Raw genomic sequence first — 14182 nt, 5'->3', positions numbered from 1 at the left:
GTTGCAAAAAAAACAAAAGGTCTCTAAAGTGTCTTGCGCGCGAAGTCTGTCGGGCGATCGCAGGGGAGAAAGACCTCGGAGGAAAGTCCGGACTCCATAGGACGGTGTAGGAGGTAACGCCTCTCCGCCGCAAGGCGAGGATTAGAGCTACAGAGACGAGCCGATTTAGTTCGGGTGAAACGAGCAATCTCTACACGGAGCAACATCAAATAGGCAGCTGCTGACCCTGTCCGGCGAGGCTGCGGGTAGATGGCTCGATCCCAAGGGTGACTTTGGGACTAGATGAATGACCGCCAAGGCGTTTTTCAACGCTGAACAGAATCCGGCTTATAGACGGACTTCGCGCTCTCTTCTCTCTTTAATTCGTCTCATTCTTTCTCATTAATTAGGCGAGGAAAATCCAGTTTGAGCGTAGGTCTCCAATAAGTGGAGAAAAGTGGGAAAAAGTGGCTAAAATTATGCTTACATATTTGCAGTTAATTTAGACGAATTTTTTCGTGTTCCAAGGCTCGCCACACCTCTCTCTTGACGCAAAAGGGCGTCTGTCTGTGCCTTCTCGTTTTCGGAAGACACTGGCCGAGCTGTGTGCCGGGCAAATGACATTTACCCGCCATCCGGACGGCTGCGTGCTGCTGTATCCCAGACCGATTTGGGAGCAGAAAAAGAAAGAACTTCTGGCGCTGCCTTACGGGGCCCGTTTCTTCCAGCGCATTGTAATGGGCAGTGCCGTTGACGTGGATATGGATGCGAGCGGGCGCCTTCTGGTGCCTTCCGAACTTCGTTCGGTCTGCGGTTTGTCAAAAGAGATCGTGCTTGTCGGGTTGGGTTCTCATTTTGAGCTTTGGGATGCTGAAAAGCTGGAGCAGTGCGAGAAGCAGGCTCTGAACGAGGATATGTCTGCGATTACTGCCGCTTTTAATTTTTAAAGAGTCAGCGAAATCGTGCAGTTAAAGGAGTTTAAGCATCAGCCTGTTCTGGCAAAGGAATCTCCGGACGCTTTGGTGACGCAGCCGGATGGAGTGTATATCGACGGGACTTTCGGTCGAGGCGGACACTCGCGCCTGATTCTCGAAAAGCTTAGCAGCAAAGGCCGGCTGATCGCATTTGACAGGGACCCGCAGGCGGTTGAGGCGGCAAGAGAGATCGCTGATGAACGGTTTTCTATTATCCATGCGCCTTTTGCGCAGATGAAAGAGGAACTTGCCAAGATTGGCGTTGAACGTGTGGACGGCGTGTTTTTAGATATCGGAGTCTCGAGCCCTCAGATCGATGATCCGGAGCGCGGCTTTTCGTTCCGCTTTGACGGTCCTTTGGACATGCGTATGGACACATCGAGCGGTCAGACCGCGGCTGAATGGATCGCAAAAGCCGATGTCGGAGAAATGACCCGCGTATTTAAGGAATACGGCGAGGAGAAATTCGCAACCAAAGCGGCCCGAGCGATTGCGGCCGCTCGAGACGCAAAACCGATTGAAACCACAAAGCAGCTTGCCGACATCATTGCGCAGGCTTTGCCAAGAAATAAAAAGGATTTAGGACAGCACCCTGCGACACGTATCTTCCAGGCGATACGCATTCAGGTGAATCAGGAACTCACACAGCTTCGCGAAGCTTTGGAAGCGGCTGGTTCTCTGCTGAATCCCGAAGGTGTGCTCGCGGTCATTTCGTTTCATTCGCTCGAAGACAGAATCGTAAAGCGTTTCTTTGAGGCGGCGCACAACCCCGCATCCAAACTTGATCCGAGGCTGCCGCTGCTTCCCGAGCAAATGCCCGCACCGCTCTTTGAGCGCCCCAAACGCGTCCTTCCGTCCAAGGAAGAATGCGAGGAGAATCCGCGCACCCGAAGTTCAGTGCTTCGCTTTGCCGTCAGAACGGAAGCTCCTTGGCCCGAGGGAGGCGTCTGAAGATGAAAGAGTTTAAGTTTTTGATCTTTGTGATCGTCCTTCTGGAGCTCACTCTGTTTGTCTGCGGCTTTATGGTTGTGGACAACCGTCACAACGCGCGCAGGCTTTTCATTGAGCTTGAGCGCGAACAGCAGATTCATCATTCGCTCAGAGATGAAGAGGCCCGTCTGCGCCTTGAAGTCTCAACACTTGAGCAGAGCCGACAGATAGAAACCAAGGCCAAGGAAAAAGGATTGGCGCCGGTCACCAACGAACAGGTCGTGATTTTGGAACACGGCTCGTCCGAGCATAAAGGAGGCGGCCGGTGAAAATTACTCAATGGTTCAGGGATCTGTGGGACAACATCTTTCTGCCCACCGAAGAAAGACGCGGCAATGATGACAGCGTCAAGGATCTCCTGCGCCTGCGAATTCCGCCCGGCCGAAGCAAGTTCCTGCACTTTGTTCTGCTGTCGCTTTTTTTAGTACTGGGCGCCCGACTGGCATATCTCCAGCTCGGATTTAACACGGAGTTCCTGCAGAAGCAGGGCGCGATGCGCTTTCAGAGAACGATCGAGGTGCCTGCCCGCCGCGGTCTGATCTTGGATAGAAACGGCTCGGTACTTGCGACGAGCGTTCCGGCAAAAGCATTGTGGATCATCCCTCAGGATGTGAAGATTACGGCCGAGCAAAAGAAAGAGCTCAGCAAAACCTTAGGGGTCCCGCTCTCGGAACTCACGAAGAAAATCAATTCCAAGCGAACTTTTGTGTATATCAAACGTCAGGTCCCGCTTGATGTCGCAGACCGTCTTCTCGCAATGAAAATTCCGGGGCTGCACTCGACACGCGAATTTCTGCGCAGCTATCCGGACGGCGAGTCCGCGGCTCAGATTGTCGGTTTGACCGGTCTGGAAGGCAACGGTATCGAGGGAATTGAATTGGCGGCTGAAAAACGCTTGGCCGGGACGGCCGGCTCACGCCGCGTGCTCAAGGACCGTCTCGGACGAATTATCGAGGATGCATGGATTAAAGAGCCGCAAAACGGCGAAGACATCATGCTTACCATCGATTCGAGACTGCAGACCATGGCCTATGAGGCACTTGCGCGTCAAGTCACCGCGCTCCAGGCAAAGGGCGGTGCGATCGTGATCGCCGATCCGAAGACGGGCGATATTCTGGCGCTCGCCAACTATCCGAGCTTTGACCCGAACTCCCGCTCTAAGATTACGCGCGCCGGTGTCCGCAACCGCGCGATCGTCGATACCTATGAGCCGGGTTCAACAATGAAGCCGTTCTCTGTCGCGGCGGGTCTCGAAGAGAAGAAGGTCACGCCGAACACTCTGTTCCAAATCGGTCGATCCATGTCCTTCGGACGACACTCAATCGGCGACTCGCATTACAGCAAAGAGCTGACGGTATCGGGAATTATTCAGCAGTCAAGCAATATCGGAACGTCTAAGATCGCGCTGCTGATGCCGCCGCAGACTATGTGGAACTACTACGACAAACTCGGATTCGGTCATGCGCCGCATATCGGATTTCCGGGCGCGGTCGCAGGCAGACTTCGTCCGCCAAAGAGCTGGAAGCCGATTGAGCAGGCTACGATGTCCTACGGACATGGCGTCACAGTGTCTCTTCTGCAGCAGGTCCGCGCATACACCGCGTTCGCGCGCAACGGAGACATGATCGAGCTTTCCATCTATAAGAATCGGGAGAGCAAAGAGCCGCAGCAGGTTTTCAGTCCGAAAACGACTCAGGAAATGCGTAAGATGCTCGCGACCGTTGTGGAAAAGGGCGGTACCGGCGTGCGTGCCCGAGTCAAGGGATATACAGCCGCAGGCAAAACCGGCACCGCGTACAAGGTTGAAGGCGGTCTCTACGTCAAAAAATATGTCGCCGGATTTGCGGGTTACGCTCCGGCGCACGATCCGAAGATCGTTGTCGGCATCATGGTTGACGAACCGATGAAGGGAAAGCACTACGGCTCTACCGCCGCGGCTCCGCTCTTCTCGGAAATGGTTTCAAAAACGATGCATTTGATGGGCGTTATTCCGGATCGTCCCGAGGATTTTGCAGTGGCGATCGGAAAACCGACAGGAAAAGTTAAAACCGCTCAGGCCAAAACGGGCTCAAAAGGCGCGCCGAAAGTAGCGGAAAAGAAGGATAAGAAACGTCAGATCGGCGCTGTCAAACCCGTTTCAGCAGGAAAAGAAAATGGTTGAAGAAGCAGAAGTCTCAAAGTGGATTAAAGAAAAAGCGGGGCCGAAGGCCTCGTTGTATTTAGACAGCCGCCGCATTCAGCCCGGGGACGTGTTCTTCGCGGTTTGCGGCACGCACACCGACGGCCGCAAGTTTGTTGCTAAGGCGGCCGAGCTCGGGGCGAGCTGCGCGGTTGTCGAATCCGTTGCTCACTTCAAGGCCGAGATCCCGTTTACTGAGGTTTGTGACTTATACAAAAAATGTGGCGCAATCGCTTCCGATTACTACGGAAACCCAAGTCAGGCGATGTACGGGTGCGCGGTCACCGGAACGAACGGCAAAACGACAACGGCTAACTGGATTTCCGAGCTTTTTACAAAGCTTGGCAAACCGTCCGGATGCATCGGAACGCTCGGCTGCACCTGTCAGGGAGAGCCTCTGCCGTCGGTGGCAATGACGACACCCGATCCGCTCACGGTACAGAAATTGTTTGCCGAGTTAAGAGACAGAGGCTGTGAGGCGTTTGCGATCGAGGCAAGTTCCATCGGCCTTGAACAGGGGCGTCTCAGAGGAGCCGCTTTCAAGGTCGGCATCTTCACCAATTTAACCCGAGACCACCTGGATTACCACGGCGATATGGAGCACTACGCCGAAGCTAAGGAAATTCTCTTTAGCTGGCCTGGGCTTGAGTATGCTGTGATCAACTTTGGTGATCCTGCTTCTGAACGTATGGCGCAGGCCGCGCTTTGCTCCGGAGTCAAAGTTTTCTCCGTCGGCATCTCGCAGGAAGCGAAATATGATTTGACGGCCTGCAATGTCCGCCATGCGCGTGAAGGACTGAGCTTTGATTTGGTGTTTGAAGGACGCGTGAAGCACGTCACGACACGCCTTCTCGGAACATTTAATATCGAGAACTTTTTGTGCGCGGCGGCCCCCTGTATTTTGAGCGGTTTTGATTTTGAGCTTGTCTGTGAAACGGCTCAGAACTTAAATCCGCCTGCCGGCCGAATGCAGACGGTCACCGCGGAAGACGGCCTGCTTGCGGCGGTGGATTATTCCCATACGCCGGACGCGATTCTCAAGGCGCTTGCCGCATTGAGAGAGCTTGCGGAGGTCAGAGGCGGCAGACTGAAGATTGTTGTCGGCGCCGGCGGCGATCGCGACAGCGGAAAGCGTCCTCTGATGGGACGCGCGGCATGCGAAGCCGATGAAATGTTTTTTACGAGCGACAATCCGCGAAGCGAAGACCCGATGCTTATTTTGCGTGAGGTCTGTGCGGGCGCGGTAAAGCCGTATCGGATGATTGAGGATCGAGCAGAGGCCATACGAGAGGCCGTCCGCAGCTCATCTTCCGACGATGTGATCCTGATAGCCGGGAAAGGGCATGAGGATTACCAGGAGATACAGGGTGTCAAGCACCATTTCTCCGATGCGGAACAAGCCCGCAGCGCAATGATGGAATTTAGGAAAAAGCATGAATGAAGCATTAATGACGATAGGCGAGCTTGCCGAGATGCTCGGCGCCAAAGAGAGTTTGCGCGGCTCGCCTGCGGTGAAGTTTTCATCCGTACATTTTGACTCGCGCAAAATCGAGCCGAACGGACTTTTTTTCGCGATTAAAGGCGAAAATGACGGCCACGAGTATGTGCAGAACGCGGCAGACGCGGGCGCGGCAGCGGCCGTGGTTGACCATTATGTGCCGGTCAGCATCCCTCAGCTGCTGGTGAAGGATACTCGAGCCGCTCTGCTGAAGTCTGCCGCGGGATGGCGTCAGCGCTTTAATATTCCTGTTATCGCGGTCGCCGGCTCCAACGGAAAAACCACGACGACGCAGATGATTCTCTCGATTCTGAAGAATCGATACGAACCCGGAACTTGGGTCGGTACCGAAGGAAACCTCAACAATGACTTAGGCGTTCCTCTGATGCTCTGGCGTCTGCGCAAAGAGCATGAGATCGCCGCGTTTGAAGTCGGCATGAATCACATCGGAGAAATGAAGCCGCTTGTTCAGGCGGTCTCTCCGACTATCGGCACGGTCACAAACACGATGCGGGACCATCAGGAGTTTCTTGCCTCGCTTTCAGAAACCGCCAAGGAAAACGGCGAAGTTTTTGCCCAGCTGCCAAGACAGGGAGTCGCCGTCATTAATGCGACCGACCCCTTTGCGATTGAATGGCGAAAGATGGCGGGCAATCATCGCGTGGTCACGTTCGGAACGGAAGACAGCGATGTTTACGCCATTCCGAAAAGTGAAGACGAATTTTTGCTCGTTACGCCGGTCGGCCGAATCAGCATCAAGCTGAAAGTGAGAGGCGCGCATAACTTCATGAACGCGGTGAATGCTTCGGCGGTTCTGTTTGCGCTTGGGCGTGATCTAGTCGATATCAAGAACGGGCTGGAAAAATTCGAGCCGGTTCGCCACAGAGGTGAAAGCTGTGTCCTTGAGGACGGAACCGTGCTGATCGATGACAGCTACAACGCCAATCCGGATTCCATGCTGGCTGCGGTCCGGCTGCTTAGTCAGTATCCGCAGAAAAAGATCTTTGTCGCGGGCGACATGGGCGAGCTTGGCGCGCAGAGTCCGCAGTTCCATAAGGAGCTCGGAGAGGTGGTTCGGAACGCGGGTATCGCGCATTTCTTCTGTGTCGGCAACCGCATGATGGACGCCGCAGAAGGGTACGGAGAAGGTACCCGTCACTTTGACTCAATTGAAGAGCTTGAAGAAGGACTACGCGAGGAGATTGTCAAAGAACCCTGCGTGGTTCTCTTTAAGGCGTCGAACTTTATGAAGCTTTATCAGCTGGCGGACCGTATTCGTCAGAATCCGCCGAAGAAGGAAGGTGCTTAATTATGCTGCTTGCACTGACGCAATGGATGAACGAGACCCTTGGCTGGGGCTGGCTCAGAGTTTTTAACTATCTGACTTTCAGAGCCGTCTTTGCCGCGCTGACCGCGTTCTTTATCGGACTGCTGCTCGGGCCGAAAGTTATTCGTGAACTGAAACTTCTCAAAATCGGTCAGGCGGTTCGCTCATACGGTCCGAAGTCGCATTTAGTCAAGGACGGAACGCCGACAATGGGCGGCATCCTGATTTTGATTGCTGTGGGCGCTTCCACGCTTTTATGGATGGATTTAACCAACCGATTTGTGTGGGTGGTGCTTTTCGTGACGCTGAGTTTAGGCGCGGTCGGCTGGAGTGACGACTACCGCAAAGTGGTTCATCACAATCCGGAAGGCATGAGTTCAAGAGAGAAGTATTTCTGGCAGTCACTCATCGGTATCACGGCTTCGGTTTACCTCGCTTTTGCGGTCACCGCTCCGGGCAATGACCATATCTGGCGTCTCGTGCTGGATTGGGTTTCGAGCGGTTTTACATCGATACCGCTCCCGGAAAGGAGCGGTCTTTTGATTCCTTTCCTCAAAGGCGTGTCTCTGCCGATCGGAATTTGGGGCTTTATTGTTCTGAGCTACTTTGTGATTGTCGGAACCAGCAACGCGGTCAACCTGACAGACGGTTTGGATGGATTGGCGATTCTGCCGAGCGCGCTCGTCGGTATCGCGCTTGGCATATTTGCTTATGTCGTCGGGCGCGTTGACTATGCCTCTTATTTGAATTTCCCGTATGTTCCGGGCGCCGGAGAAGTGGTGGTGGTCGGAGCCGCGCTGATTGGGGCGGGCTTGGGCTTTCTCTGGTACAACGCCTACCCGGCGCAGGTCTTTATGGGCGACGTCGGCGCGCTCGCCTTGGGCGGCGCTCTGGGGACGATGGCGATCATTACGCGCCAAGAGCTTGTGCTCTTCATCATGGGCGGCGTTTTTGTCATGGAGACCGTCTCCGTGATCCTGCAGGTCGGCTATTTCAAGATGACGCACGGCAAACGAATTTTTTTAATGACGCCGATTCATCACCACTTCGAGATGAAGGGGTGGAAAGAGACACAAGTAGTGGTCCGCTTCTGGATTATTACGATCGTGCTCGTACTTATCGGATTGTCTTCTCTCAAGATCAGGTAGTGTCATGGATACAAAGCGTACAGCGGTAATTCTCGGTGTCGGGGCTTCCGGCAAAACAGCCCTGCGGTTTTTAGCCTCCCGCGGCTGGCGCGTGTGCGCGGCCGACACCCGGACAAATCCTCCGGGATTGGAAGAGCTGAAGAAAGAAATACCCGCACTTGAGTATGTCGGCACGGACTTGAATGAACGCCTGATCGACAAAACAGATCTGGTCGTGATTTCTCCGGGCCTCTCTCCCGAGTATTCGTCCTTTGCGCCATTTATTCGCGCGGCCAAAGACAAAGGCATTGAGGTGGTCGGGGAGATCGAGCTTTTTGCTCGGGAGCTGATTCGTCTTCGTCATTTCCGCGGATACCGTCCGAAGATCATCGCGATTACCGGGACAAACGGAAAGACGACAACAACCATGCTCTGCGCCCATATTGTCGAGGAGGCCGCAAAGAGTGTCTGTTTCGCGGGCAACGTCGGCCCCAACGCGCTCGGCGAATTGGACCGTCTACTGAAAGAGAACAAATTGCCGGAGTACTGGGTGCTTGAGCTCTCGAGTTTCCAGCTGGAGACGACTTCAAGTCTGCACTGCGACAGCGCGGCGCTTTTAAATGTCACGGAAGATCATCTTGACTGGCACGGCTCTATGGAGAAATACGCGGCAGCCAAGAGAAAAATCTTCTCAGAGGATACTGTACGCGTGCTCAACCGTGAGGATCCGCTTTCCATGCTGTCCGCCGAGGGCGTTGACCGCTCGCTGGTCCGCACGTTTGGCGCCGATGAGCCCAAAGCGCTCGGTGAATACGGTATCAGCACTGTGGGCGCGATTGAATGGCTTTGCGCCTGTCAGGATTCGGTAAAGCCGACTCTGATGATTCCTGTCAACGCTTTAAGAATCCGCGGACGGCACAACGCGATGAACGCGCTTGCGGCATCCGCACTGACGGCCGCGGCCGGCATTGACGAGGCGGCGATTTTACGCGCGCTTCGAGACTACAAGGGAGAGCCGCACCGCGTGCAGCTGATGCTGAGCTCCTCCGGCATTGATTATGTGGACGACTCCAAGGGCACGAATGTCGGTGCGACGGCTGCCGCACTGAAGGGATTCGGTCGGGGAAAAGTTGTCATTATTCTTGGCGGCGATGGGAAAGGCCAGGATTTCGCTCCGCTTAAAGAGGCAATCGCCGAGCACGCCAAAGCGGCCGTCTTTATCGGCCGGGACGCCGCTCAGATTGAAAAAGCGATTGATACGCCCGAACTTAAAAAGGCGCACGCCAAAAACATGGAAGAAGCGGTGCGTCTGTGCAGAGGTTTCGCTCAGGCCGGTGACACAATTCTTTTGTCACCCGCATGCGCAAGCTGGGATATGTTTAAAGATTATGCGGATCGGTCTCGTCAGTTTGTCGTGGCCGCTGAAGAAATCGCTCGTGAGGAAGGACAGTTGTGCTGAGAAGAAAAGAGAAGGATCGCGATGAGATCGCTACCCGAATCGGCGACAGCAGTGTCGGGATCATAACCTACGACACCGAGCACAGAATCGGTCCGATATCGACCGATTACGGTATTTTATTTGCCGTTTTCTCGCTGATGGTTATCGGTTCTCTGATGGTTTTTTCCGCGTCCGTCTCTCTTTCCGATTCGCCGAAGTATGCGACGACGGAGACGCACTTCTTTATTCGCCACATGATTTCTCTTGCCGCAGCGCTGATCTGCGGTTATGTCTGCTGGCACATTCCGATGAAAGTTTGGAGAAGGTGCGCGCCAGTTCTGTTTTGTCTGGGCGTTCTGTTGCTCATCGCCGTATTTGTGCCGGGGGTCGGCCGAAAAATTAACGGCGCATCCCGCTGGATTCCGCTGGGAATTCTGAATCTTCAGGTGACCGAGGTCATGAAGATCGCGGTGCTGCTTTACGCCGCGGACTTTACTGTGCGCAAGATTAACTACATGCACAGTATTAAAAAGGGCTTTCTTCCGCTGCTGCTCGTCATGGTCTTGGTCGGGTTTCTTGTTTTGAAGGAACCAGACCTCGGTGCTTACTTCATGATGCTTGCTATTTCGATGGGCATTCTTTTCCTCGGCGGCATTAGCATTTGGATTTTCTTCTCAATCCTGATCGGCGGCTTTGTGCTGATCGCGACCATGATCATGGCGGCCAGTTGGCGCGCGGCTCGTTTCTTCGCATATCTGGATCCTTGGGAAATCTCCAATGCCCAGGGAAAGGCTTATCAGCTTTCGCACTCGCTGATTGCTTTCGGACGAGGAGAAGCCTTTGGCGTCGGTCTCGGCGACGCGATCGAAAAACAGCATTATTTGCCTGAGGCGCATACCGACTTTATTCTTGCGATTATTGGTGAGGAGCTGGGCTTTGTCGGCGTGGTCGTTATTTTGTGCCTCTTCTTCTGGATTGTTCGCCGTGCGATTGAAATCGGAAGACAGGCGATTCATCTGGAGCACTTTTTCTCAGGACTTGTGGCTCAAGGCATCGCGATTTGGTTCGGTATTCAAACCTTTATTAACGTTGGCGTCGCAAGCGGTCTGCTTCCGACTAAGGGCCTGACGCTGCCCTTTGTCAGCTTCGGCGGGTCCGCGCTTTTGTCGTGCACAGCGGCGGTCGCGATTCTGCTTCGCGTCGACTATGAAAACAAGGTGACAATGCAGGGAGGAAAGATATGAGCAAACATCTCGTCATTGCGGCTGCCGGCACCGGCGGTCATGTCATGCCCGGCATTGCGGTAGCTAAAATACTGCGTTCCCGCGGCTGGACCGTTTCCTGGATCGGAACGGAAAAAGGGATGGAGCGGCGCTTAGTTGAGCGCTACGGGATTCCATTTCACGCGTTCGATTTCCAAGGGCTGCGCGGCAAGGGTCTGAAGACAATGCTCTTTGGCGGCTTCAAGCTGCTTTCGTGTATTGGCAAAAGCCGTACGATCCTGAGCGGGGAAAATGCCGATGTCGTTTTTTCGACGGGCGGCTATATTGCGGTTCCGGTTTGTCTTGCCGCAGGTCTCAAGGGCGTTCCGTATGTTTTGATGAACAGTGACGCGGATCCGCTCCTGAGTATCAAGATGGTTCAGGGCAATGCCGCGGGTATCATGTGCGGGTTCGACGGCAAAGCGGCGAAGCTTGCGGGAGATCGAGGCGTCGTGAGCGGCAACCCGGTTCGTCAGGAAATTCTGAACATTCCCGAGCCTCAGGAGCGATATGCGGGCAGAACCGGCAGACTGAATCTGCTTGTCTTCGGCGGCTCTCTGGGCGCGCAGGTCTTTAACGAGCGGATACCACCGGCGATTGCCATGATCCCGCCCGAGGAGCGGCCTAATATTGTGCATCAGTGCGGCATCAAGGCGGTTGAATCGGTGAAGGCGCTCTATAAGGAGCTTGGGGTTGAAGCTGAAGTGGTACCGTTTATTGACGACATGGCTAAAGCGTATCAGCAGGCAGACGCGGTGATTGCGCGGGCCGGCGCGATCTCCGTGAGCGAGCTGACCGCCGCGGGCGTGCCTTCTATTTTGGTGCCGCTTGTGACTAAGACCACATCGCATCAGGTTGGCAACGCCGAATATATGCAGCAGGCGGGAGCGGCGATTTATCTGCCGCAGAGTGAGCTGCAGCCGCAGAAGCTAAAGGACGTCCTTTGCGGATTGAATCGTGAAAAACTGCTGAGCATGGCAGAGAAGGCCAAACGTCTCGGCAAACCGCAGGCGGCGGAAACCGTCGCGGATTTTATTGAATACATTGCTAGAAAGGAAGCAAAGTGAAATTTTCCGTCAAGAAAATGCACTTCGTCGGAATCGGCGGAACCGGAATGAACGGGATCGCCGAGGTGATGATTAATCTCGGATATACCGTTTCAGGCTCAGATCTGAAAGAGAACGCCGCAATTGAACATTTGCGCTCGCTTGGCGCCGAGATTTATATCGGGCATCAGGCTGAAAATGTCGGTGACGCCGGCGTGGTGGTGACTTCCACCGCGGTTCACGCGGAAAACCCCGAAGTCGTCGAGGCAAAAAAACGCAATATTCCGGTGGTCCCCAGAGCCATCATGCTTGCCGAACTGATGCGTCTTCGTCAGGGCATCGCGATCGCGGGCACCCATGGCAAGACCACAACGACATCTCTGATCACCAGTATTCTGAGCAAAGCCGGCATGGATCCGACCTTTGTGATTGGCGGAAGACTTAACGCGGCCGGTTCCAACGCCAAGCTTGGTCAGGGCGCCTATATTGTTGCCGAGGCCGACGAATCCGACGCATCATTTTTGAATCTGAATCCGGTCATTTCCGTTGTCACCAACATTGATCAGGATCACATGGATACTTACCATCACGATTTGGGCGAGCTGAAGAAAGCCTTTACGGATTTCGTGATGCGTCTGCCTTTTTACGGCAGAGCCGTGATGTGTATTGAGAGCGAGAATGTGCGCTCGATTCTGCCCAACATTTCCAAGCCGGTTCTGACGTACGGTTTTCGTCCCGAAGCGCAGATTCGCGCGACGAATATTCGCGCAGAAGGGACGAGTATGGTCTTTACGCTGGAGCGTGACGGGTTTGAAGCTGAAGAGTTCACCGTCAATCTACCCGGCGAGCACAACGTTCTGAACGCGCTTGCCGCGATTGGCGTTGCGCTGACGCTTGACATCAGTCTTGAAGTGGTCAAAGAGGCGCTCAAGGAATTTACCGGTGTCGGCCGTCGTTTTTCTGTTTGGGGCGAAGCGGAATCATCCAAGGGAAGCCGCTTTACGGTTGTTGACGATTACGGTCACCATCCGACCGAAATGGCTGCCACGATTGCGGCGGCCAGAGGCGCATACCCGGGCAGACGTCTCTTTGTGGCGTTTCAGCCTCATCGCTACTCCAGAACTCGGGACTGTTTTGAGGATCTGGTGCGCGTGCTTTCCAAAGCCGACGCTCTGGTTCTTGAATCCGTTTACCCGGCCGGGGAAGAAAGAATTATCGGAGCGGACAGCCGCAGTCTGTGCCGCGCGATTCGTCTCACCGGAAAAGTGGAGCCGATGTTTGCCAATGACAACGAAGAGGCTCTGGAGCTGATTGACAACAATGTTCGTGACGGAGATGTGCTGCTTGCCATCGGCGCCGGAAACATTGGTGAGCTGCCCGCAAGGCTGATGAAGAAAAAGGTTAACAAATGAGAAATATTGATCCGAAAAGTTTAGGTAAGGTCGCGGTCGTTCTCGGCGGCACTTCCGGAGAAAGAGAAGTCTCCCTTATGAGCGGTAGCGGCGTCTATAACGCTTTAATCGAGGAAGGCGTTGACGCGGTCAAATTTGATCCGAAAGAGGAAAGCCTTGAGCGTCTGGCGGAGATGAAGCCCGACAGAGTGTTCATGATTCTGCACGGCAAGGGCGGAGAGGACGGTATTTTCCAGGGCGTTCTCGAATATATGAAGCTGCCCTATACCGGCAGCGGCGTGCTCTCGAGCGCGATTTCGATTGACAAGAACATGACGAAACTCGTCTGGGCGAGCGCGGGAGTTCCGGTTCCGCGCGGCATGATTCTTTCAAACCGAGCCGACTGCGCGCTCGCGCTGAAAAATCTCGGATCGAATTTAGTCATTAAGCCGAACAAAGAAGGCTCGAGCATTGGACTTTATAAGCTGAAGAACGCGGATCTTGCCGCGGTTGAGGACGCATACAGCAAAGCGGCTGAAACTGGCATGCAGGTGCTTGCAGAAGAATTTGTTGAAGGACGCGAGCTGACAGTTGGCGTACTCGATAAAGGTGAAGGCAGAGGCCTTGAAGCAATGCCGATTATTGAGATCAAGGCGCCTAAAGGCGATTACGACTTTGAGCACAAGTATTACTCGGATGAAACGGTTTACGTTTGTCCGGCGGAAATCTCCTCAGAAAAGACAAAAGAGATTCAGGACGCAGTGGTGAAGGCCGCCAATCTGGTACGTGCCTCAGGCTGGAGCCGTATCGATGTCATGCTTCGCGAGGACGGCTCCTTTGCGCTGCTTGAAATCAACACAGCCCCCGGCATGACGCCGCACTCTCTGGTGCCGCTTGCTGCGCGCACGGAAGGCATCTCTTACGGCGAACTCGTGAAACTTGTCGCCTCGGGCGCTTCACTTAAGGGTTAG

Annotated in this window: 12 protein-coding genes and 1 other RNA gene; all 13 read left to right on the top strand. The window is 54.4% G+C overall.

Translation table 11 applies throughout. From position 1 onward, the window contains the following. Positions 1–41 precede the first annotated feature (41 nt). The 13 genes from rnpB (at position 42) to AC6I1F_RS10225 (ending at position 14182) form a co-directional block, all read left to right on the top strand. Positions 42–346, top strand: an RNA gene (gene rnpB / locus AC6I1F_RS10285) — RNase P RNA component class A. A 151-nt stretch (positions 347–497) separates the two neighbouring features. Continuing rightward, positions 498–926, top strand: a complete 429-nt coding sequence (gene mraZ / locus AC6I1F_RS10280) for a division/cell wall cluster transcriptional repressor MraZ (RefSeq protein WP_160334601.1) — start codon at positions 498–500, stop codon at positions 924–926. Between the two features lie 15 nt (positions 927–941). Beyond that, entirely contained in the window at positions 942–1904 is a 963-nt protein-coding gene (rsmH, locus tag AC6I1F_RS10275) for a 16S rRNA (cytosine(1402)-N(4))-methyltransferase RsmH (protein ID WP_160334602.1), read from the top strand. Between the two features lie 2 nt (positions 1905–1906). After that, positions 1907–2212 carry a cell division protein FtsL gene (ftsL, locus tag AC6I1F_RS10270; RefSeq protein ID WP_160334603.1) on the top strand — a complete coding sequence of 102 codons (306 nt, stop codon included), beginning with the start codon at positions 1907–1909 and terminating at the stop codon, positions 2210–2212. Then, the gene (locus AC6I1F_RS10265; protein WP_160334604.1) at positions 2209–4104 is read left to right on the top strand and encodes a peptidoglycan D,D-transpeptidase FtsI family protein; all 1896 of its coding nucleotides are present in this window, start codon (positions 2209–2211) and stop codon (positions 4102–4104) included. Before ftsL ends, AC6I1F_RS10265 begins: the two co-directional genes overlap by 4 nt. Continuing rightward, a complete protein-coding gene (locus AC6I1F_RS10260) occupies positions 4097–5563 on the top strand; it encodes a UDP-N-acetylmuramoyl-L-alanyl-D-glutamate--2,6-diaminopimelate ligase (RefSeq protein ID WP_497801776.1) in 1467 nt (488 codons plus the stop codon). The genes AC6I1F_RS10265 and AC6I1F_RS10260 overlap by 8 nt, the downstream gene beginning before the upstream one ends. Then, the gene (locus AC6I1F_RS10255; RefSeq protein WP_288319249.1) at positions 5556–6929 is read left to right on the top strand and encodes a UDP-N-acetylmuramoyl-tripeptide--D-alanyl-D-alanine ligase; all 1374 of its coding nucleotides are present in this window, start codon (positions 5556–5558) and stop codon (positions 6927–6929) included. The genes AC6I1F_RS10260 and AC6I1F_RS10255 overlap by 8 nt, the downstream gene beginning before the upstream one ends. Before the next feature lie 2 nt (positions 6930–6931). Beyond that, a complete protein-coding gene (gene mraY / locus AC6I1F_RS10250; protein ID WP_497801775.1) occupies positions 6932–8095 on the top strand; it encodes a phospho-N-acetylmuramoyl-pentapeptide-transferase in 1164 nt (387 codons plus the stop codon). Between the two features lie 4 nt (positions 8096–8099). Beyond that, positions 8100–9533 (top strand): UDP-N-acetylmuramoyl-L-alanine--D-glutamate ligase, encoded by a 1434-nt coding sequence (gene murD / locus AC6I1F_RS10245; protein ID WP_288319250.1) that lies wholly within the window; start codon positions 8100–8102, stop codon positions 9531–9533. Continuing rightward, positions 9527–10756 carry a putative lipid II flippase FtsW gene (gene ftsW / locus AC6I1F_RS10240; protein WP_160334609.1) on the top strand — a complete coding sequence of 410 codons (1230 nt, stop codon included), beginning with the start codon at positions 9527–9529 and terminating at the stop codon, positions 10754–10756. Before murD ends, ftsW begins: the two co-directional genes overlap by 7 nt. Further along, complete coding sequence (murG, locus tag AC6I1F_RS10235; protein WP_497801774.1) at positions 10753–11841, top strand: undecaprenyldiphospho-muramoylpentapeptide beta-N-acetylglucosaminyltransferase; 1089 nt, start codon at positions 10753–10755, stop codon at positions 11839–11841. The genes ftsW and murG overlap by 4 nt, the downstream gene beginning before the upstream one ends. After that, positions 11838–13232, top strand: a complete 1395-nt coding sequence (gene murC / locus AC6I1F_RS10230; protein WP_289077025.1) for a UDP-N-acetylmuramate--L-alanine ligase — start codon at positions 11838–11840, stop codon at positions 13230–13232. Before murG ends, murC begins: the two co-directional genes overlap by 4 nt. Next, on the top strand, positions 13229–14182 hold the full coding sequence (locus AC6I1F_RS10225; RefSeq protein WP_289163845.1) for a D-alanine--D-alanine ligase: 954 nt from the start codon (positions 13229–13231) through the stop codon (positions 14180–14182). The genes murC and AC6I1F_RS10225 overlap by 4 nt, the downstream gene beginning before the upstream one ends.

Source organism: Parasutterella sp. St.1A3 (assembly GCF_059728705.1).
Note: the sequence above shows the minus strand (reverse complement) of the source record. Positions and strands in the feature narration are given on the sequence as shown.